25 protein-coding genes are annotated in these 19863 nt (G+C 69.7%); 8 read left to right on the plus strand and 17 right to left on the minus strand.

Annotation, left to right across the window (positions count from 1 at the left end; genetic code table 11):
• Nucleotides 1-104: 104 nt before the first annotated feature.
• The 6 genes from secF to ruvC form a co-directional block, all read right to left on the minus strand.
• Nucleotides 105-1271, minus strand: a complete 1167-nt coding sequence (secF, locus tag ACZ60M_RS24305) for a protein translocase subunit SecF (RefSeq protein WP_465421637.1) — start codon at nt 1269-1271, stop codon at nt 105-107.
• Nucleotides 1272-1280: 9 nt separating this feature from the next.
• Nucleotides 1281-3116: a protein translocase subunit SecD gene (secD, locus tag ACZ60M_RS24310; protein ID WP_465421639.1), complete on the minus strand. Its 1836-nt coding sequence runs from the start codon at nt 3114-3116 to the stop codon at nt 1281-1283.
• Nucleotides 3117-3284: 168 nt separating this feature from the next.
• Nucleotides 3285-3707, minus strand: a complete 423-nt coding sequence (yajC, locus tag ACZ60M_RS24315; RefSeq protein WP_465421641.1) for a preprotein translocase subunit YajC — start codon at nt 3705-3707, stop codon at nt 3285-3287.
• Nucleotides 3708-3802: 95 nt separating this feature from the next.
• Nucleotides 3803-4864 (minus strand): Holliday junction branch migration DNA helicase RuvB, encoded by a 1062-nt coding sequence (gene ruvB, locus ACZ60M_RS24320; RefSeq protein WP_465421643.1) that lies wholly within the window; start codon nt 4862-4864, stop codon nt 3803-3805.
• A gap of 3 nt (nt 4865-4867) precedes the next feature.
• Nucleotides 4868-5467, minus strand: coding sequence for a Holliday junction branch migration protein RuvA (gene ruvA / locus ACZ60M_RS24325; RefSeq protein ID WP_465421645.1), 600 nt, complete (start codon nt 5465-5467; stop codon nt 4868-4870).
• Complete coding sequence (ruvC, locus tag ACZ60M_RS24330) at nt 5464-6000, minus strand: crossover junction endodeoxyribonuclease RuvC (RefSeq protein ID WP_465421647.1); 537 nt, start codon at nt 5998-6000, stop codon at nt 5464-5466. The genes ruvA and ruvC overlap by 4 nt, the downstream gene beginning before the upstream one ends.
• 284 nt (nt 6001-6284) lie before the next feature.
• Between ruvC and ACZ60M_RS24335 the strand changes: the two genes are divergently transcribed.
• Nucleotides 6285-7529 carry a multidrug effflux MFS transporter gene (locus ACZ60M_RS24335; RefSeq protein WP_465421649.1) on the plus strand — a complete coding sequence of 415 codons (1245 nt, stop codon included), beginning with the start codon at nt 6285-6287 and terminating at the stop codon, nt 7527-7529.
• Nucleotides 7530-7589: 60 nt separating this feature from the next.
• Here the strand turns inward: ACZ60M_RS24335 and ACZ60M_RS24340 are convergent, their stop codons facing one another.
• The 3 genes from ACZ60M_RS24340 to pdxT all read right to left on the minus strand — a co-directional run bounded on the left by ACZ60M_RS24340 (nt 7590) and on the right by pdxT (nt 9769).
• Nucleotides 7590-8252, minus strand: coding sequence for a phosphoribosyltransferase (locus ACZ60M_RS24340; protein WP_465421651.1), 663 nt, complete (start codon nt 8250-8252; stop codon nt 7590-7592).
• A gap of 96 nt (nt 8253-8348) precedes the next feature.
• Nucleotides 8349-9110: a YebC/PmpR family DNA-binding transcriptional regulator gene (locus ACZ60M_RS24345; RefSeq protein WP_465421653.1), complete on the minus strand. Its 762-nt coding sequence runs from the start codon at nt 9108-9110 to the stop codon at nt 8349-8351.
• Between the two features lie 20 nt (nt 9111-9130).
• Nucleotides 9131-9769, minus strand: coding sequence for a pyridoxal 5'-phosphate synthase glutaminase subunit PdxT (gene pdxT, locus ACZ60M_RS24350; protein ID WP_465421655.1), 639 nt, complete (start codon nt 9767-9769; stop codon nt 9131-9133).
• A 146-nt stretch (nt 9770-9915) separates the two neighbouring features.
• On the opposite strand from pdxT, the gene ACZ60M_RS24355 reads away from it, so the two are divergent.
• Both ACZ60M_RS24355 and ACZ60M_RS24360 read left to right on the plus strand, forming a co-directional pair.
• Nucleotides 9916-10362 carry a hypothetical protein gene (locus ACZ60M_RS24355; protein WP_465421657.1) on the plus strand — a complete coding sequence of 149 codons (447 nt, stop codon included), beginning with the start codon at nt 9916-9918 and terminating at the stop codon, nt 10360-10362.
• Nucleotides 10363-10411: 49 nt separating this feature from the next.
• Nucleotides 10412-10978, plus strand: coding sequence for a hypothetical protein (locus ACZ60M_RS24360; RefSeq protein ID WP_465421659.1), 567 nt, complete (start codon nt 10412-10414; stop codon nt 10976-10978).
• Here the strand turns inward: ACZ60M_RS24360 and ACZ60M_RS24365 are convergent.
• Entirely contained in the window at nt 10975-11274 is a 300-nt protein-coding gene (locus ACZ60M_RS24365; RefSeq protein WP_465421661.1) for a hypothetical protein, read from the minus strand. The genes ACZ60M_RS24360 and ACZ60M_RS24365 overlap by 4 nt on opposite strands.
• Nucleotides 11275-11335: 61 nt before the next feature.
• On the opposite strand from ACZ60M_RS24365, the gene ACZ60M_RS24370 reads away from it, so the two are divergent.
• Nucleotides 11336-11740: an SSI family serine proteinase inhibitor gene (locus ACZ60M_RS24370; RefSeq protein WP_465421662.1), complete on the plus strand. Its 405-nt coding sequence runs from the start codon at nt 11336-11338 to the stop codon at nt 11738-11740.
• A gap of 51 nt (nt 11741-11791) precedes the next feature.
• Here ACZ60M_RS24370 and pdxS read toward each other — a convergent pair whose 3' ends face one another.
• The 7 genes from pdxS to ACZ60M_RS24405 all read right to left on the minus strand — a co-directional run bounded on the left by pdxS (nt 11792) and on the right by ACZ60M_RS24405 (nt 17293).
• The gene (gene pdxS / locus ACZ60M_RS24375) at nt 11792-12712 is read right to left on the minus strand and encodes a pyridoxal 5'-phosphate synthase lyase subunit PdxS (protein WP_465421664.1); all 921 of its coding nucleotides are present in this window, start codon (nt 12710-12712) and stop codon (nt 11792-11794) included.
• A 129-nt stretch (nt 12713-12841) separates the two neighbouring features.
• A complete protein-coding gene (locus ACZ60M_RS24380) occupies nt 12842-13321 on the minus strand; it encodes a hypothetical protein (RefSeq protein WP_465421666.1) in 480 nt (159 codons plus the stop codon).
• A gap of 73 nt (nt 13322-13394) precedes the next feature.
• A complete protein-coding gene (locus ACZ60M_RS24385) occupies nt 13395-13862 on the minus strand; it encodes an SPW repeat protein (RefSeq protein ID WP_465421668.1) in 468 nt (155 codons plus the stop codon).
• Between the two features lie 122 nt (nt 13863-13984).
• Nucleotides 13985-15100: a glycosyltransferase family 4 protein gene (locus ACZ60M_RS24390; protein ID WP_465421683.1), complete on the minus strand. Its 1116-nt coding sequence runs from the start codon at nt 15098-15100 to the stop codon at nt 13985-13987.
• A gap of 13 nt (nt 15101-15113) precedes the next feature.
• Complete coding sequence (locus ACZ60M_RS24395; RefSeq protein WP_465421670.1) at nt 15114-16010, minus strand: phosphatidylinositol mannoside acyltransferase; 897 nt, start codon at nt 16008-16010, stop codon at nt 15114-15116.
• The gene (gene pgsA, locus ACZ60M_RS24400; RefSeq protein ID WP_465421672.1) at nt 16003-16632 is read right to left on the minus strand and encodes a phosphatidylinositol phosphate synthase; all 630 of its coding nucleotides are present in this window, start codon (nt 16630-16632) and stop codon (nt 16003-16005) included. Before pgsA ends, ACZ60M_RS24395 begins: the two co-directional genes overlap by 8 nt.
• Nucleotides 16633-16747: 115 nt before the next feature.
• A complete protein-coding gene (locus ACZ60M_RS24405) occupies nt 16748-17293 on the minus strand; it encodes an HIT family protein (protein ID WP_465421674.1) in 546 nt (181 codons plus the stop codon).
• Between the two features lie 82 nt (nt 17294-17375).
• On the opposite strand from ACZ60M_RS24405, the gene ACZ60M_RS24410 reads away from it, so the two are divergent.
• The 4 genes from ACZ60M_RS24410 to ACZ60M_RS24425 are packed head-to-tail and all read left to right on the plus strand — an operon-like array spanning nt 17376 to nt 19756.
• On the plus strand, nt 17376-18869 hold the full coding sequence (locus ACZ60M_RS24410; RefSeq protein WP_465421676.1) for a potassium/proton antiporter: 1494 nt from the start codon (nt 17376-17378) through the stop codon (nt 18867-18869).
• Nucleotides 18870-18891: 22 nt separating this feature from the next.
• Nucleotides 18892-19146: a ribbon-helix-helix domain-containing protein gene (locus tag ACZ60M_RS24415; protein WP_465421678.1), complete on the plus strand. Its 255-nt coding sequence runs from the start codon at nt 18892-18894 to the stop codon at nt 19144-19146.
• Complete coding sequence (locus ACZ60M_RS24420; protein ID WP_465421680.1) at nt 19143-19580, plus strand: PIN domain-containing protein; 438 nt, start codon at nt 19143-19145, stop codon at nt 19578-19580. The genes ACZ60M_RS24415 and ACZ60M_RS24420 overlap by 4 nt, the downstream gene beginning before the upstream one ends.
• Entirely contained in the window at nt 19577-19756 is a 180-nt protein-coding gene (locus ACZ60M_RS24425; RefSeq protein ID WP_465421681.1) for a hypothetical protein, read from the plus strand. The genes ACZ60M_RS24420 and ACZ60M_RS24425 overlap by 4 nt, the downstream gene beginning before the upstream one ends.
• The last annotated feature ends 107 nt before the right edge of the window (nt 19757-19863 follow it).

The raw sequence follows: 19863 nt of genomic DNA on the forward strand, positions 1-19863 counted from the left end.
CCTCTTTCAGCCCCTCCCCCCCCCTTCCCCCCCCCCCACCCCCCCCCCCACACCCCCCCCCCCCCCCCCCCCCCCCCCCCCCCCCGCTTCGTGTCTGCATTCGGTTAGCGCCGCTTGCGCTTCTTCGAGCCGCCGGAGCGGTTCGGGCCGGAGCCGCTGGAGGCCTTCTCGGGCTCCTCCAGCAGTTCGAGCGGCAGGTCCTCGCTCTTGGCGAGCACGAAGTCGTCCTCGTCGTCGTCAGAGGCCTTCGCGGGCTTGCGGGCGGGCTTCTCGTCCTCCACGCCGGCGCGCTTGTTGGCGACCTTCTGGTTGTGGCGCTTGTACACCGCGCCGCGCTCGGCCATGTCGACCACCCACGGGGCGGCCAGGAAGATCGAGGAGTACGCGCCCACGATCATGCCGACGAACAGCACCAGCGCCAGGTCCTTCAGCGTGCCGACGCCCAGGAGGCCCACGCCGACGAACAGCAGCGCGGCCACCGGCAGGACGCCGATGAGCGAGGTGTTGATCGAGCGCATGAGGGTCTGGTTGATCGCGTCGTTGACGCCCTCGGCGAAGGTCTTGGAGCGGGTCTGCAGCAGCTGCGCCGTGTTCTCCTGGACCTTGTCGAAGACCACGACCGTGTCGTACAGCGAGTAGCCGAGGATCGTGAGCATGCCGACGATCGTCGAAGGCGTGATCTCGAAGCCGACCAGGGCGTAGATCCCGGCGGTCAGCACGAGGTCGTGGATGAGCGCCGCGAGGGCCGCGAAGGCCATCCGCCGCTCGAACCGGATCCAGATGAAGATCGACACCAGGACCAGGAACACCGCGAGGGCGATCAGGGCCTGGCGGGAGACGGACTCGCCCCAGGTCGCCGAGACCTCGGAGACCGAGATCGAGTCGGAGCCGACACCCGCCTCCTCAGCGATGGCCGCGCGGATCTCGGCGGCCTCGTCGGTCGAGAGCTCGCCGATGCGGATGATGTACGAGCGGTCCTCGCCCGAGCCGACGACCTGGCCGGAGGCCACGTCGGCCCCGGCGCTGGCGGCCGCGCCCTCCACGTCCTCCAGGGACGCCTCGGTCTGCCCGGCGGGCACGTTGTACTGCACGCCGCCCGCGAAGTCGATGCCGAGGACGAACCCCTTGGTGAGCATGACGACCGCGAGCGCGGCGATGATCACCGCGGAGGCGATGTAGAACTTCTTGCGGTGCGCGACGAACTGGAAGTCCGTCTCGCCGCGGTAGAGCTGGCTGAAGACGTTGGGGCGCTTCTCTTGCTTGGTGCTCATCGGATCTCCTTAGGCCTTCGCGGCCGCATCGCCGGTGGCCGGGGTCGACTTCGAGTGGAGCCCCGAGAGGTGGACGTTGGTGAGGACCCTGCCGCGGGCCAGCCACTCGGCCATCGGGTGGGTGAACACGAACACCACCAGGAGGTCCACGAGGGTCGACAGGCCGAGCGTGAACGCGAAGCCCCGGACCGGGCCGATCGCCAGGATGTACAGGACGACCGCGGAGATCATCGACACGGCGCTGGCCGAGAGGATGGTGCGGCGGGCGCGGACCCAGGCGCGCGGGACGGCCGAGCGGACCGAGCGGCCGCCGGACATCTCCTCTTTGATGCGTTCGAAGTAGACGACGAACGAGTCGGCCGTGATGCCGATGGCGACCACGAAGCCCGCGATGCCCGCGAGGGTCATGGTGAAGCCGATCTGGGAGCCCAGGAGCGACACGGTCGGGTAGAGGATCGCGGCCGCGACGACGAGGCTGCCGAGGACGACGAAGCCGATCACGCGGTAGTAGACGAAGCAGTAGATGATGACCAGCAGCAGGCCGATGGCCATGGCGAAGATGCCCGCTTCGAGCTGGTCGACACCGAGGGTCGCGGTGACCTCGTTGACGGTCTCGACCACGAAGTTCGTCGGCAGCGAACCGAAGTTCAGCTGGTCGGCGAGCTGGTTGGCCTCGGCGGCGGTGAACTCGCCGGAGATCTGCGTCGAGTTCGACGAGACCTCCTGGATGGTCGGGGCGCTGACGACCTCGTTGTCGAGGACGATCGCGACCTGCGACTGCAGGTTCTCGGTGGTGAGGGCGCTCCACTTGTCGGCGCCGTCGGCGGAGAACTGCACGTTGACCACGAACTGGTTGAGGTTCGCCTGGTCGGTGCCGACGTCGGCGGAGGTGACGTCGGAGCCGAGCACGGTCGCGGGCTGCAGCAGGTACTTGTACTGGAAGGTCAGCGACGGGTCGTCTGCCGCGGCGGCTTCGGGAGCCGAGCACGCGGTGACCTCGATGTCGGCCTGCTGGACGGCCCCCGGCGGGCGGGCGTCCAGGGTCTCGCAGGTGATCTGCGGGATGTAGAACTGGACGGTCGCGGGCAGGAGGGCGACCTCTTCGGGTGCCAGGGTGCCGAAGGGCTCCAGGAGGAGGCTGGTGGCCTCGTCGGGGGCGGCGGTGAGCGCCTGGGCGGCGGCGGCCGCGTCGGGGCCGACCTTCGCCCACACCTCGTCGAGGGTGGCGGCGACGTCGTCGGTGGTGGCGGCCTGGCCGGAGCCGGTGCCCTCCTCGCTGGTCTCCTCGGCGGGGGCCTCGGAGGTGGCGTCGTCGGCGGGCGTCTCGGAGGACTCCGCGGTGGGGGTCTCGCCGGCGCCGTCGGTGGGCTCCTCGGTCGGGGTCTCCTCGGCGAGGGCCGCTTCAAGCGCGGAGGTGTCGGCGACGGAGTTGGTGACGATGCGGAACCGGAGCTCGGCGGGCGCGCCGACGTCGCGGAGGGCCTGCTCGTCGATGTCGTCGCCCGCGACGTTCACGACGATGTTCTCGGTGCCCTCGACATAGACCTCGGGCTCGGAGACGCCGGTGGAGTTGACGCGGCCCTCGATGATCTGGCGGGCCTGCTCCATGGTCTCGGGCGAGGGGGGCTCGTCGCTCCCCTGCTGGTAGGCGGTGAGCGTCATCGACAGCCCGCCTTGCAGGTCGAGACCGAGCTTCGGCGTGGGGAACTTCCATCCGGAGCCCGCCAGCGCGGCGACCCACAGGATCGCGAGCACCAGGAGCAGCGCCACGAAGTAGGGGGCGACTGGCAGGCGCTTGCGCTGGATCTTCTTCCGTGGGCGGTCAGCGCCCGTTACTGAAGCCAATGGTCGGTCTCTTCCTCAGAACTCGAATAGGGGCGGGTGCGAGGAGCCGCGGGCGCGCGGGGAGCGCGCCGCGGCTGTGCTCTCGCACACGTACCCTCGGCGGGGCTCATTCTAGGACGGGTGCCTCACCGGCGGTGCAGGGCCCAGGGGTGCTTCGGCACCGTACCCCTAGTACTCCTTGCGGTCCGGGTTCCCGGTGTGCTTGCCCTTGTCGCCTTCGCCGTCGGCGTCGTCGCTGGCGCGGAGCTTGTCGAGGTCCTCGTCGGAGAGGGTCGCGTCGGCTTCGCTGAGGTCCTCGGCGGGGGCCTCGTCGGCGGTCTCAGTGGTCTCGGCGGGGGTGACGACCTTGGCGATGGCCTGGCGGGCGAAGACCAGGAAGGTCTCGTCGCTGGCTTCGAGGGTCACGGTCTCGTCGTCGGAGTCGACGACGGTGCCGTAGAGGCCGCCGATCGTCATGACACGGGCACCGGGAGCGACATTGTTCTGCATGTCCTGCTGCTCCTTCTGCCGCTTCTTCTGCGGGCGGATCATCACGAAGTACATCAGCGCGATAAAGCCGACGATCATGATGAGGAAGGTCGCGTTCTCCATGGTGGTGCCTTTCGTTCCGGTGAGTCACGGTGTCAGTGGGTGATGTGCGCGGAGTCTATCCCGCAAGCGGTGACAACCCGTCTCCGCCGCCCACCCTACGCGTCGCCGGAGCCGAAGAGCCCTTCGGCGTTCGGGGGGTTGAGTCCCAGGTGGTGCCAGGCGGCGGCGGTGGCGACGCGGCCGCGCGGGGTGCGGGCGAGGAGTCCGGCGCGCACGAGGAAGGGCTCGCAGACCTCTTCGACGGTGTCGGGCTGCTCCCCTACGGCGACGGCGATGGTGGTGAGGCCGACGGGGCCGCCGTTGAAGGTGCCGCAGAGGGCGCGCAGGACGGCGCGGTCGAGGCGGTCGAGGCCGAGGTCGTCGACGTCGTAGAGCTGGAGCGCTTCGGCGGCGACCTTGGCGGTGATGACGCCGTCGGCGCGGACCTGGGCGAAGTCGCGGACGCGGCGCAGGAGGCGGTTGGCGATGCGGGGTGTGCCGCGGGAGCGTCCGGCGATCTCGGCGGCTCCGGCGGGGTCGATGGCGACGTCGAGGATGCCGGCCGAGCGGGTGACGATGGCCTGGAGTTCGTCGTCGTTGTAGAACTCGAGCTGGCCGAGGAAACCGAAGCGGTCGCGCAGGGGCCCGGTGAGGAGCCCGGCGCGGGTGGTGGCGCCGACGAGGGTGAACGGTTCGAGTTCGAGCGGGATGGCGGTGGCGCCGGGGCCTTTGCCGACGATGACGTCGACGCGGAAGTCCTCCATGGCGGTGTAGAGGAGTTCTTCGGCGGGGCGGGCGATGCGGTGGATCTCGTCGATGAAGAGGACTTCGTTCGGGCCGAGGCTGGTGAGGATCGCGGCGAGGTCGCCGGAGCGCTCGATGGCGGGGCCGGAGGTCTGGCGCAGGCCGACGCCGAGTTCGGCGGCGGTGATCATGGCGAGGGTGGTCTTGCCGAGGCCGGGCGGGCCGGAGAGCAGGAGGTGGTCGGGTGAGGTGCCGCGGCGGCGGGCGCCTTCGAGGAGGAGGCTGATCTGCTCGCGGACGCGGGTCTGGCCGATGACGTCGTCGAGCTTGCCGGGGCGGATGCCCTCTTCGGCGAGGCGGTCGAGTTCGGTGGCTTCGGCGGCGGTGAGGGCCGCGTCCCATTCCTCTGCGGAGTAGTCGTCGGGTCGTTCCATGGGCTATCGCTTCCCGAGGAGTCGGATGGCCTGCTTGAGGAGCGAGGGGACGTCCTGGCCTTCGGCGCCTTCGGCGTCGAGCTGCTCGATGGCGGTCTCGGCTTCCTTGGCGGACCAGCCGAGGGCCTGGAGGCCTTGGGAGACCTGGGTCCTCCAGCCGCCGGGGCGGCCTCCGGCCTGTTTGGGGACGTTGCCGAGGTCGACGGGGCCGATCTTGTCGGCGAGGTCGAGGACGATGCGCTCGGCGCTCTTCTGGCCGACGCCGGGGATGCGGGTGAGGGTGGCGGTGTCGCCGGTGGCGATGGCGCGGCGGATGGCGTCGGGGCGGAGCACGTCGACGGCGTCGCGGGCGATGCGCGGGCCGATCTTCTGGGCGTTCTGCAGCAGTTCGAACAGGTCGCGTTCGTCGGCGGTGTTGAAGCCGTGCAGGGTGATCGAGTCTTCGCGGACGATGGTGGAGATGGCGAGGACGGTGGTGGAGCCGACTTTCAGGTTGGCGAGCGTGTGGGCCCCGGCGTGGACGGCGTAGCCGACGCCTTGGACGTCGACGACGGCGTAGGCCTCGCCGACGGCGGCGATGGTGCCGGTGAGCTGGGCGATCATCGGGCGCTCTCCTTGTTGACGGCGGCACTGTTGTTCAAGGCGGCACTGATACGGGCTTTGACGCCGCCGCGCCACAGGTGGCAGATGGCGATGGCGAGGGCGTCGGCCGCGTCGGCGGGTTTGGGCGCTTCCTTGAGGCGGAGGATGCGGGTGACCATGGCGGTGACCTGGCGCTTGTCGGCGGTGCCGTTGCCGCAGACGGCTGACTTCACTTCGGAGGGCGTGTAGGTGGCGGTGGGCAGGCCGAGGCGGGCCCCTGCGAGGAGCGCGATGCCGGAGGCCTGGGCGGTGCCGATGACACTGGCCACATTGTGCTGACTGAAGACGCGTTCGACGGCGACCGCTTCGGGTTCGTGCTCGGCGAGGAAGGCGCGCAGGCCGTCGTCGAGGGCGAGGAGCCGGTCGGCAAGGGACGCTTCGGGATCGGTGCGGACGACGCCGACGGCGACCATGGTGCCGGGTGCGCCGGGCCGGCCGTCGACGATGCCGACGCCGCACCGGGTCAGGCCCGGGTCGATCCCCATGACGCGCACGCGTTCCTCCTGTCGCTGGATTCGCGTCAGCTTATCCGGCCGGTCCGACGTTCGGCCCGAAGCACGTCGGGAGGAGCGCAGCGGACTGACCGTCATCAGTCGGGAATCGGACCGGTGGCCTAGCCCATAAACCACTTGCCGGTCGGCTAGTAACGTGCTTGGCTTGGAGCTGGCCGGACCGCTCGCGGCCACCTCCCATCGGTGCGAGACGCGAGAGACGAGTCCGGCCCGCCGCTGTCCTTCTCCGCTCCATTTCCACCCTGCGAAACCTGTTGGGACCACCTGTGTCTGCTGCTGCCTTCATACCGCCGGTCGCCGCGCCCGGACACTCGCGACGCTTCATCGCCACGATGGTGTTCGTGCTCGGCGCGCTGTCGGCGACCGCGCCGATCGCGATCGACCTGTACCTTCCCGCGTTCCCCGCGATGGCCGACGCCCTCGGCTCCCCCGAGAGCCGCATCCAGCTCACCTTGACCTCCATGATGATCGGCATGGGCCTCGGCCAGGCCTTCATCGGCCCGCTCTCCGACCGCATCGGCCGCCGCAAGCCCCTGCTCATCGGCATGATGGTCTTCACCGTCACCTCGCTGGTGTGCACCGTGGCCCAGAGCGCCGACCTGCTCATCGCCATGCGCTTCATCCAGGGCCTCAGCGGCGCGGCCGGGGTCGTGGTGGCCCGCGCGGTCATCCGCGACCACTTCGCGGGCGACGACATGACCCGTTTCACGGCGAAGATGATGTTCGTCACGATGCTCGCGCCGATGCTCGGCCCGATCGTCGGCGCGCAGCTCATCCGCTTCGGCCCCTGGCAGACCGTGTTCGTGTTCATGGCCGTCCTGTCGGTCCTGACCACGTTCCTGGTGTGGAAGTTCCTGCCCGAGAGCCTCCCGGCGCAGGAGCGCCGCGCGATGGGCGGGCGCGAGTTCGCCCAGTCCCTGTGGACGTTGATCCGCGACGCGCGCTTCATCGCGCCCACGCTCGTGGTCATCATGAACTTCTCGATGCTGTTCACGTACGTCTCGACGTTCAGTTTCATCTCCCAGAACGAACTGGGCGCCACCGCGGGCTTCTACTCGCTGCTGTTCGCGCTCGGCACGCTCGCGCTCCTGGCCGGCAACCAGGTCAACATGCTCATGATCGACCGCTCCGAGTCGAACCAGCGCATGATCACCGGCATGGCGATCTCGCTCGCGGGCGTCGCGTGGATCGCCGCCGTCCAGTTCGCGGGCGCCGAGAACCTGTGGACGGTCCCCGCCGGGATCGTGCTCATGATGTTCGGCTGCGGCGTCGTCTTCCCGAACGCGGGCGCGGCCGCTATGTCCTCGCAGCCGCCCCAGATCGCCGGGACCGCCTCGGCGTTCATGGGCTCGCTGCAGATGGGCGCGGGCGGCGCGATGCCCGCCCTCGCCACCATCGGCGGCGTGACGCTCGCGAACATGACGATCGGCCTGAGCGTGTACGCGGTCGCCACGGCGGCCGCGGTCGTGTGGACGATCGCGGTGTACCGCAAGGAACCCGCGGTCGCTTAAGAGCGCAAGCAGCAGGGGCCCGGAGCGTTCGCTCCGGGCCCCTCGCGCGTCTCGACGCCCTCACCCGTCCCCGCGCAACGCGGCCAACGCCAGGAGCTCGCCCACTTCGTCGTCGCTGGTCTGGTCGAACCGCTCGTAGCACTGGCCCACCGCCTGGAACCAGGCCGGGCTCGACAGGCACACCAGCTCGTCGACCATCGCCGAGAGCTCCCGGCAGGCCGACTTCGGCGCGCACGGCACGGCGACGACCACCCGCTCCGGGCCCAGCTCCGACACGGCCCGCACGGCCGCGTGCATCGTGGACCCGGTGGCCAGGCCGTCGTCGACGAGCATCACCGTCTTGCCTTCGGGCCGCAGGGGCGGGCGGCCCTTCGCGTAGACCTCCTCGCGCCGCGCGAGCTCGGCGAGCGCGCGCTCGGCGGCCTCGTCGAACTCCCGCGGGGCGATGTCGATCATGTCCGCCACCTCGTAGTTCATCACCACCGCGCCGCCGGAGGCGACCGCGCCCATCGCCAGCTCCTCCCGGCCGGGCACGCCGATCTTGCGGACCACGAACACGTCCAGGGGCGCCTCGAGAGCCATCGCCACCTCGAAGGCCACCGGCACACCGCCGCGCGGGAGCCCCAGCACCAGCAGGTCGTCGCGGCCGTAGTAGTCGTCGACCAGCCGGAGCGCCAGTGCACGTCCGGCGTCCCCCCGGTCGGCGAACCTCGCGTCTCCCACGGTCCGGAGGTGCCCGCCCGGAACGCGGTCTAAACCCTCTTGAACAGGCGAAAGGCCCGGAACGCACGGCGTTCCGGGCCTTTTCTCGCGTTCGTCTTATTCGGCGTCGAGCTGGGCCAGCACCTCGTCGGAGATGTCGGCGTTGGTCCACACGTTCTGGACCTCGTCCGAGTCCTCCAGCGCGTCGACCACGCGGATGACCTTGCGCGCGCCCTCGACGTCCACGGCGATGTTCGTGGAGGCCACGAAGCCGGCCTCGGCCGAGTCGTAGTCGATCCCGGCCTCCTGCAGGGCGGTGCGCACCGCGATCAGGTCGGTCGGCTCGCACAGCACCTCGAAGCCGCCCTCGCCGAGGTCGTTGACCTCTTCGGCGCCCGCGTCGAGGACCGCCATGAGGATGTCGTCCTCGGTCAGCTTCTCGTCGGCGGAGACGATGATCGTGCCCTTGCGGGAGAACATGTACCCGACGGAACCGGCTTCGCCGAGCGAGCCGCCGTTGCGCGTCAGCGCCACGCGGACCTCAGCGGCAGCGCGGTTGCGGTTGTCGGTCAGGCACTCGATGAGCACCGCGACACCGCCCGACGCATAGCCTTCGTACATCAGGGTCTCGTAGTCGACGCCGCCGCCGTCGAGCCCGCCGCCGCGCTTGACCGCGCGGTCGATGTTGTCGTTGGGGACCGAGCTCTTCTTGGCCTTCTGGATCGCGTCGAAGAGGGTCGGGTTGCCCGTCGGGTCAGGACCGCCGGTGCGCGCCGCGACCTCGATGTTCTTGATGAGCTTCGCGAAGATCTTGCCCCGCTTGGCGTCGATCGCGGCCTTCTTGTGCTTGGTCGTCGCCCACTTGGAGTGACCACTCATACCGGCGTTCCTCGTTCCTCTTACTCGACCGGTCCGGCGTCTGCGCCTCGGACCATTCCCACGAAGTACTCGTGCACCCGCGCGTCAGCGGTCACCTCCGGGTGGAAGGAGGTGGCCAGGCAAGCGCCCGCACGTACGGCGACGATCCTACCGCCCTGCTCGCCGCCCTCCCCGTCCCCGCTGGGGACCCTGGCGAGGACCTGGACGCCTTCACCTACGCGCTCGACCCACGGGGCCCGGATGAACACGGCCCGGAACGGGTCGCCCGCGATCCCGTCGACCGCGATCTCCGTCTCGAACGAGTCCACTTGGCGGCCGAACGCGTTGCGGCGCACCGTCATCGGGATTGCGCCGAACGAGCGCTGGTCGGGGCGGCCGTCCAGGACCTCGTCGGCGAGCATGATCATGCCCGCGCACGACCCGAACACCGGCAGCCCGGCGTCCAGGCGCTTCTTGACCGGGTCGAACAGGTCGAAGATCTCCAGGAGCTTGCTCATCGTGGTCGACTCCCCGCCGGGGATCACCAGGCCCTCGACGGCGTCGAGCTCCTCGGCCCGGCGCACCCGCACGGCCCGGGCGCCCGCGGCCTCGAGCGCGCGCATGTGGTCGACCACGTCGCCTTGCAGGGCGAGCACGCCGATCAGGGGCACAGCGGTCATCAGAGAACTCCAAAAGTCTCGGGCTATCGGGCGCCACAAGCGTAATTCGGGTTCGCTCCCGTGCCTACCTGGAAGATCGGTGCTGTGACCGAAACCGGGCTGAACTCGGCCGAGAGGCGACGATCCGTTAAAGTCTGCGATCGAACGTGACGCACCCCTTCATGCCCGGGAGTAAGAAGAAGATGGCCAAGACCTCGAAGCGCAACCCGATGCCCCGCGCCGTCCGGGCCGGACGCAACACCATGTGGATCGAAGCGCTCATCGCGCTCGCCGCGGGCGGCCTCATCGTGCTGCTGCACCACCAGGCCAAGGACTTCGTGCCCCCGGCCGCCGTGCACGACGTCTACCGCGCCGCCGTGGGCCTGGGCGGCCTCGCGCTGTTCCTGGTCCTCGCCATCGCCCTGCTGCGCTTCCAGTGGCGCATCCTGTGGCTCCTGATCCTGCTCGTGCAGGTCGCCGCGATCGTCGGGCTCGGCTGGCTGCTGTTCACCGGCGGACTCTACTGGGCGCTCTGCATCGGCCTCGTCATCGTGCCGATTACGATCTTGGGAACGCTTACCGAGCGCTTCGCCCGCCGCTGGTTCAACCACTAGGGCGAGCGCCCGGGCGGCGACCCAGCCGATACCGCTGAAAGGCCACATAATGCTTCCGCAACCGAACTTCGGCCGCGACAAGGGCCCGATCGAGCCCGAGAAGGACGCGAACGGCGAGGGCGAGATGCCCCGCAAGAAGCTCCTGCGGCTCCAGATCGCGATGTGGGTGCAGGTGGCGTTCGCGGTGCTGCTCGGCACCCTGTTCTTCTACAACTCCCTCGGCGCGCGCAACATCAGCGAAGCGGAGATCCTGAAGCACTACCAGGACAACCCGGTCGAGGGCACCACGCCCGAGGAGATCGCGAAGACCGCGTACGAGACGTTCCAGAGCACCGGGTTCCTCGTCATGACGGTCACCATCGCAGGCCTCGCGGTCGTCGCCTCGATCATCGCGGCGCTGTGCGCAACCCGCCTCAAGTCCCGCCTCAAGGTCGTGCGCTGGTGGGCCGTCGGCGCCACCGCGGTCCTGTTCGTGGAGGGCATGTACATGTCCACGCAGTTCGGGCTCCTGGTCGCCCCGTGGGTGTTCGCGTCCGTGCTCGCCCTGTGGTGGCTCTTCTCCACCGACATCCGCTGGTGGCTCAGCAAGAGCGAGAAGGACCTCGCGGAGGACTAGGCGGTCGGCTCGTCGGCGGCGCCGTGCCGCTGGATGTAGTCGATGAACGCCGCCCGCGCCAGCGGTTCGGCACCGCCCCAGTCCCCTTTGGTGGCTTCGCGCCAGATGCCGAGCAGGTCGTCGATCGCGACGCCGATCTCGGCCACGTCCGGGTCGATGTCCTCGGACTCGAGCGCGGTCGGGGTGTGCCGGAACAGTTCGATGAAGAACCGCCAGTCGTGGCGTTCGCGCGCCAGCGCGAACGCGCGGCGCTGGAGGTCGGGGGTCGGGAGCCGGTCGAGGTCGCTTGCGTCCATGGGTCCAGCCTAAAGCGTGTCGAAGCAGGTGCGGCACCCTTCGGGTCCTTAGGATCGCGGCATGCTCAAGCAGTTTGTCAGCGCCGCAGCCGTAATCGGCGCGGCCGCACTCGCGCAGGCGGCCGCGGCCGGACCGGCCCAGGCCCTCCACGCGGACGCCCCGCACAGCCACTTCACGGTCTACATGCACCCGCTGGACGGGAGCGGGGACTTCACGATCACCCTGACCTGCCCGGCCGAACTGGGCGAGCACCCCAACGGCGAGCAGGTGTGCGCGCAGCTCGAGGACGCGGGCGGGCGGATCGACCAGATCCCGGCGGCGGACGGCATGTGCACCAAGGAGTACCGGCCCGTGCAGGTCGTCGTGGCCGGGCACTGGCAGGGGGAGCCGCAGCTGTTCATGGAGGAGTACGGGAACAACTGCGAGGCGGTCCTCGCCACCGGCGGGGCCCTGCTCGACCTCTAGGACATGCAGGCGGGCCGGGAGCAGTGCTCCCGGCCCGTTTCGCGTTCTCGGTTACCAGCCGCGCTTGGCGAGCTTCTGGTCCTCGGGGAGGGTGTCGACGTTGATGCCGACCATGGCCTCGCCCAGGCCGCGGGAGACCTCGGCGATGACCTTCGGGTCGTCGTAGAAGGCGGTGGCCTTGACGATGGCGGCGGCGCGCTTGGCCGGGTCGCCGGACTTGAAGATGCCGGAGCCGACGAAGACGCCCTCGGCGCCGAGCTGCATCATCATGGCCGCGTCGGCGGGGGTGGCGATGCCGCCCGCGGTGAAGAGCACCACGGGGAGCTTGCCGAGCTTGGCGACCTCGGCGACGAGCTCGTACGGCGCGCGGAGTTCCTTGGCGGCGGCGTACAGCTCGGTGGAGTCGAGCGTGGTGAGCTTGCCGATGTCCTGGCGGATCTGTCGCATGTGGCGGGTGGCCTCGACGACGTTGCCGGTGCCGGCCTCGCCCTTGGAGCGGATCATGGCCGCGCCTTCACTGATGCGGCGCAGGGCCTCGCCGAGGTTGGTCGCGCCGCAGACGAACGGCACGTTGTACTGCCACTTGTCGATGTGGTTGGCCTCGTCGGCGGGGGTGAGGACCTCGGACTCGTCCACGTAGTCGACGCCGAGGGACTCCAGGACGGCCGCTTCGGTGAAGTGGCCGATGCGGGCCTTGGCCATGACGGGGATCGAGACGGCCTCGATGATGCCGTCGATCATGTCGGGGTCGGACATGCGCGAGACGCCGCCTTCGCGGCGGATGTCGGCCGGGACGCGCTCGAGCGCCATGACCGCGACGGCACCGGCGTCTTCGGCGATCTTGGCCTGCTCGGGCGTGACGACGTCCATGATGACGCCGCCTTTCAGCATGTCGGCCATGCCGCGCTTGACTCGGGCGGTCCCGATCTCGGCCTCGGTCTTCTGGGTCTCTGACACGGTTCCCGGCTCCATCTGAGGTAGTCGTCAACTGGTGGGCGTCTTATGGCGCGTGAACTTCGCCATGAGGGGTGCTGACCTGGCCGAGTCTACGCCGCGACCCGCCTCACAGACCCGGTGATACGAACCCGGGGCGGGTCCGTCTCAGTGCACGGGGTCCTCGATGTCCCAGTACTCGGGGCGGGGCAGGCGGTGGTGGAGGCGGAGGACGACCGACATGGGGAGGGAGCGGGAGGCGACGGCGTCGCGCACGAAGTCGGAGTGGATCTGGCGGGCGAGGGCGACGCGGCGGTTGGCGGCGTCGAGGTCGTCGGACCAGACCGGGTTCTCGGCGAGTTCGCGCAGGGCTCGGGTGAGGTCGTTCTCGGCGTACTCGCGCAGTTCGCGCTGGCGCTGGGTGTCGGCGGGGACGGCGACGACGGAGAGGGCAAGGGCGACGACCTCTTCGAAGCCGGGGTTGCCGACGAATTTGAGGACGGTCTCGGCGCGGTCGTCGAGTTTGGCGAGGAGGGCGCCCTCGGCGGCGCGGGCGCGGCGGTGCAGGCGTTCGACGCGGGTGACCGTCCATGTCGCGTACGCGCCTACGACGGCCACGATCGTCACGAGCACAGCCAACCACCACATCGGGCTGATATTACGTGGAAGCGCCCACCACCGGAGATCCGGTGGCGGGCGCTGTTGCGGGTTCGGGTCCGGGCTACATCTCCGCTCCTGGTTCGGTGCGGAAGTTGCGCACTTGCCAGGCGGCCATGAGGCCGAGGAGGAACGTCACCGCGCCGACGATGACGTTGTTCCAGATGAGGCTCGTCTCCGGGTTGGTGATGAGCACCCACGGCGACACCGCCAGCCAGATGCCGACGGCGCAGAGCGCCCAGCTCATGCCGTACATGCGCTCAGGTGCCACGGTGAAACCGAGCGCCAGCAGGCCGACTGCGATGCCGACGATCAGGTTGTGCGTGGCGAAGTCGGCCTGCGTGGCCGAGAATCCGACCACCCAGGGCGAGATGATGCAGTACAGGCCGACGAGGAAGACGGGGGCGTCGATGAACGCCACGTCCCTCCGGCCGAGCATCTTGTCGTAGCGGGCCCGCATCTCGTGGACGTCGGGGTGGGCGGTCATCGCCTCGCCCGCCATCGCTTCGCCCTTGTGAGAGATATCGGCCATGGAACTGCCCTCCGTGAGGTCCGCGCGCGTGCGGCTCCGGCACGGGATTACGCGGCCCCTTCGCCTCATTATGTACCCGTTTTGTACGCAGAGTAAAGAGGCCATCACTCGTTTTGTAGGGTTCAGCGGCGTTCGGTGCCCGCTTCGATGGCGGCGCGGTAGACCTCCAGGAGGCGGGCGGCGACCTCGGGCCAGTCGTAGCGTTTGACCCACTCGTTCGCCCGCTCTACGTACGATGTACGAAGTTCCTTGTCGTCGAGGAGGCGGGCGGCCTTGGCGGCGAGGTCGGCGCTGTCGCCCATGGCGAACAGCTCCCCCGCGTTCCCGTCGTCGAGGACGGCGCTGAACGCCTCGATATCGGAGGCGAGGACGCAGGTCCCGGCGGCCATGGCCTCGGTGAGGACCATCCCGAACGACTCGCCGCCGGTGTTGGGGGCGACGTAGAGGTCCACGCCCGCGAGCATCGACGCCTTCTCCTCGTCGGGGACCGCGCCGAGGAAGCGGATGCGGCGGGCGATGTCCGGGTCCAGCCCGGCGACCGCGGCCTCGGGGTCGCCGCGGCCGACGACCAGCAGGTGCAGGTCGGGGCGGTCGGCGGCGAGGCGCGCGAAGGCCTCGCGGAGGATCGGGAAGCCCTTGCGCGGCTCGGTGTAGCGGCCCATGAACCCGATCGTGGGCCCGTCCGGCTTGTCCGCGAGCGGGGCCGCCTTGCGGTAGAACGCGACCGAGACGCCGTTGGGGATCTCGACCGCGCCGCCGCCCAGGTGCTCGACCTGGACCTTGCGGGCGTAGGGGCTCACGGCGATGCGCGCCGAGAGGCTCTCGAGGACCAGCTGCGCCATGTGCTTCCCGGCCGCGAGCATCCGGGAGCGCGTGATCGCGGTGTGGAACGTGGCCACGACCGGGCACTTGGCGTTGAGCACCGCGAGATAGGAAAGGCTCAACGTGAGCGGTTCGTGCACGTGGACGACGTCGAAGTCGCCTTCCGCGCACCACTTGCGCACGCGCGCGGCCGAGCGCGGCCCGAAGGCCAGGCGCGCGACGGACCCGTTGTAGGGCACCGCGACGGCCTTGCCGCCGGGGACCACGAAGTCCGGCAGGTCCGCGGTCTCGGTGGCGGGGGCCAGTACCGACACCTCGTGCCCGGCGTCGATCAGGGTCTCGGCGAGGTCGCGGATGTGGAACTGGACCCCGCCGGGGACGTCGAAGGAGTACGGGCTGACGATCCCGATCCGCAGCAGGTCAGCCATGTCAGGCCGCGCTTTCCTTCGGCGCGTCGAAATCGGCGGACCAGAAGCGCTGCAGCATGTGCCAGTCGGCGGGGTGGGCGCGGATGCCCTCCTCGAAGGCCTCCGCCATGCGCTGGGTCGTGCCGGAGACGCGCTCGCGGAACGACCCGGTGCCCAGGTCGACCGGGCCGGTGATGTGGCAGACCGCGCGGTCGTCCTCGTAGTGGATCGCGGCGGTGAACAGCTCGACCTTGTTGCGGATCGCCAGCAGCGCAGGCCCGGTGGGGAACGTGGTGGCCTCGCCGAAGAACTTCACCTCGGTGCCCCCGCGCCCCAGGTCGCGGTCGGCCACGAGCGCGATCACGTGCCCGGCGTCGAGCGCTTCACCAAGGGCCGCTTGCGGATTGCGGTCCCCTCCGGAGGTGGGGATGATCGTCATGCCCAGCGACTCGCGGTACTCGAGGAACCGCCGGTAGACCCCTTCGGGCTTCAGCCGCTCGGCCACGGTGGTGAGCCGGTCCTTCGCGACCGCGCCGACCCAGGCGCCCGCGAAGTCCCAGTTCCCGCAGTGCGGCAGGGCCACGATCGAACCGAGGCCCCGCTGGGCGCGCTCGTGCACGGGCTCGTACCCGTTCATCTCGAACTTCCGCTCGAGCTGCGCGGTGCTCATCGACGGCAGGCGGAACGCCTCCAGCCAGTACCGGGCGTACGAGCGCATCGCCTGGCGCATCAGCGCCTCGTCAGGTTCGCCGCCGACGACGCGGGCGAGGTTCTTGCGCAGCTGGCGCACGCCGCGGCCGTTCTTCTTCAGCGCGCGGTCCGCGAAGCGGTTCCCCAAGGCGCCGGCCGCGCCCTCGGGGAGGAGCCGCACGCCGCGCCAGGCGGCCAGGTAGGCCAGCTCGGTGAGGCGCTCAGACATCGACGCGCTCCTCGCTCGCGGCGAGCACCGCGCGCGCGAACACCAGGCGCTGCACCACGGTGATCGAGGCGAGCACGGCCAGCAGGCCCATGCCCGCTTCGAGCGCCCACGGCACGCCCAGGACCTCGGCCAGGACCGTGGCGGCCGCGACGATGAGCCGCTCGGGGCGCTCGGCGATGCCCACATTGCACTCGGCGCCGAGCGATTCGGCGCGGGCCTTCACGTACGAGACCATCTGCGAGGCGATGAGCGCCCACAGCGCGAACGCGCCGCCCAGGCCCCGGTCCTCGGCGAGGAGGAAGTAGGCGAGGCCCGCGAAGATCGCGCCGTCCGCGAGGCGGTCGCAAGTGGAGTCCAGGAGCGCGCCGAAGCGGCTGCTGGTGCCGTTGACGCGGGCGATCGCGCCGTCGAGCATGTCGGTGAGGACCGAGGCCGCGACCACGATGAGGCCCGCGAGCAGGTACCCGGGGGCGAGCAGCAGCACGGACGCGCCGACGACCACGGCGGTCCCGGCGACGGTGACGGCATTGGCGGACACGCCGACGCGGATGAGGACCTTCGCGGCGGCGTCGACGTAGCGGCGTACGCCCGCTCGGCCAGAGGTCCGAAGGAACTTCGCCATGGTCTCCTGTTTTTCTTAGGCCGGCCCAAGTGGGTGTTCGGGCAAGTGGGTGCGGAGCCCGCCCCCCGGGAAGCCGGGGAGGGGCCACACCTTGACTCTAACGGGGTCCGCCCGGTCACACCCGCTCCCATGCGGCCGCGAGGTCCGCGCGGGTGTCCTTCAGCAGCTGCGGGAGGGTCTTCGTGCGCCCGATGATCGGCATGAAGTTCGCGTCGCCGCCCCAGCGCGGGACGATGTGCTGGTGCAGGTGCCCGGCGATCCCGGCGCCCGCGACCTGGCCCTGGTTCATGCCGATGTTGAACCCGTGCGCGCCCATCACGGCGCGCAGCACCGTCATGGCGCGCTGGGTGAGCGCGCCCATCTCGGCGATCTCGTCGGCGTCGAGGTCGGTGTAGTCGGGCACGTGCCGGTAGGGCACGACCATGAGGTGGCCGTTGTTGTACGGGTACTTGTTCATCACCACGTACATCGAGGAGGCGCGGGCGACGATGTTGCCGTCCGCGTCCTCGAGCTTGGGGATCTCGCAGAACGGGCAGCCCTCGACGTCCGCGTCGTCGCCGGTGGGCTTGCCCTCGCCTTGGATATAGGACATGCGGTGCGGGGTCCACAGCCGCTCGTACCCGTCGGGGACGCCGACGCCTTCGCCTTCGCGCTCTTCCACGGGACGATCCTAGGCCACGCGGGAAGCGAGCTGGAAACCCGACGAAAACACCGTGACACGCCGTGTCGGTTAAGCTCCGGACGTGACGTTGCCCCAGCTGTACCTCGTAGTGCTCATAGGCTGCGTCACCGTGCTCCTCTCCATCGCCGCCATCCGCGCCACGCACCGGCTGGGGCTCCCGGCGCTGCTGATCTTCCTCGGCGCCGGGATGGTCCTCGGGGAGGGCGGCGTCGGAATCCGCTTCGAGGACTTCGAACTCGCCCAGGTCATCGGCACGTTCGCCTTGGCGCTCATCCTCATCGAGGGCGGCCTCTCGACCCGGTGGAAGGCGATCTCGAAGCAGCTCGCCCCGGCCGGGATGCTCGCCACCGCCGGTGTCGGCGTCTCGGTCACGGTCACTGCACTCGGCGCGCACTACCTCCTCGGCTTCGACTGGCAGGTGTCGCTGGCGATGGGCGCGGTCGTCGCCTCGACCGATGCGGCGGCAGTGTTCTCCGAACTGCGCGGCGTCGGCCTGCCCAAGCGGCTCAGCGGCACCTTGGAGGCCGAGTCGGGCTTCAACGACGCGCCCGCGGTGATCCTCGTGCTCGCGTTCTCTTCGGCGGCAGGGATTCCCGACCCGGCGCACCTGCTGGGCGACCTGGTCTGGGAGCTCGCCGTCGGCTCGGCACTCGGCGTCGCGATCGGGTTCGGCGGGGCCTGGCTCCTGCGGCGCCTGGCCCTCCCGGTCTCGGGGCTCTATCCGCTGGCGGTGTTCAGCCTCGGCCTGGCGGCGTTCGCCGCCGCCGGGGTGCTGCACGCGTCGGGGTTCATCGCGGCGTACCTGGCCGCGCTCGTCCTCGGCAACTCGCACCTGCCCCACCGGGCCGCGACCCAGTCGTTCGCGACGGGCCTGGGCTGGATGGCGCAGCTCGGCATGTTCGTCATGCTCGGGCTGCTGGCCTCCCCCGGGAACCTCGTGCACGCGATCGTCCCGGCCCTGGTCGTCGGCGGGGTCCTCACTCTCGTCGCGCGGCCATTGTCTGTGTGGCTGTGCCTCATCCCGTTCCGGTTCACCTTCAAGGAGAAGACGCTCCTGTCCTGGGCGGGCCTGCGCGGCGCCATCCCCATCGTCCTTGCCACGATCCCGCACGCGGCGAACCTGCCTGGCGCGCAGGCGCTCTGGGACATGGTGTTCGTGCTCGTCGTCGTCTTCACGCTCCTGCAGGGCCCGACCCTGCCGTGGGTGGCCCGCCGCCTCGGCCTGGTGCAGGCCGAATCGGCCCGCGAGGTCGAGATCGAGGCGGCCCCGCTCGACGCCGTCGACGCCGAGGTCCTCACCATCGCCGTCCAGAAGAGCTCGGGCCTGGCGGGCCTGCGCATCTTCGAACTGCGCCTCCCCGAAGGCAGCGCCATCGCCGGAGTCGTGCGCAAAGAGCGTCTCTTCGTCCCCGCCAAAGCCGACCGCCTCCGCTCGGAAGACCAGCTCATCGTCATGACCACCCCCGCCCTCCGAGAGGCAACGGAACAGCGCCTCACCGCCCTGTCCAGGGCAGGCCGCCTCGCCCGCTGGCTAGGGGAAACCGGTCAAAACTGACTTGGGTGGTATCATGGGTGGCATGCACAAGACGACGCTGTACCTCTCAGATGAGCTTGAGCACGACATTGCGATCGCCGCTCGGCAACTCGGCATTTCCAGATCCGAGTTCCTTCGACGCGCCGCCGAACGCCTCGCGGCCGAAACCAAACGGCGCCGCCCCGAGCGACGCGAGCCATACACCGTGTTGCCGCCGCGAAAGAACGGTCCCCGCACGATGGAAGAGATCGACGACGCCATCTACGAAAGCATCAAGCGGAGAGTCGCGAAGCGGTGATCATTGTCGCCGATACTTCTGCGTTGATCGCGGCATTCGATCCGCAGGAGTCGTATTCAGCAGCCGCACAAGAGATCTTCCAGAACGAAACGCTCTACATCTCACCGCTTGTCATGACCGAGCTCGATCACCTGGTGCGGCGAGATTACGGATTCGAGTACGCGACCAGCGTCTGTGCCGACCTCATCAAGGACTTCCTCAGCGGCACACACCAGCTCGCGCAGATCACGGCTGAGGACTTCGCCACCGCTGATCGGGTACGACAGCTTTACTACGGCCTCCAACTCGACCTGGCCGACACGATCGGAGTCGCGCTCGCATCGAAGTACAACACCAACCGGATCTTCACGCTCGATCAACGAGACTTCCGTGCGATCAAGCCGCTGACTCCTGGTTTCGACTTCTTCGAGATCCTGCCGATCGACCTGCCGTGACTGAGCCGACTTCCGAAGAGCAGGAAGCGAGGCGGTCTGCCTACGAGTACTACTCGCGCCTTGCCGCCGACTGGGACTACGAGTTCTGGGAGCGCGAGCATCTCCGCGAGAAGGCGGGCAAAGTCGACTGGCTCGATCCGGAAGAGGAAAACGGCGAGACTTCCGCCGGGTCTTGATCTGAGAACGGCGAAGGGGGGGGGGGGGGGGGGGGGGGGGGGGGGGGGGGGGGGGGGGGGGGGGGTGGGTGTGGGGGGGGGGGGGGGGGGGGGTGGTGTGGGGGGGG

Source organism: Glycomyces sp. NPDC050141, assembly GCF_055586545.1.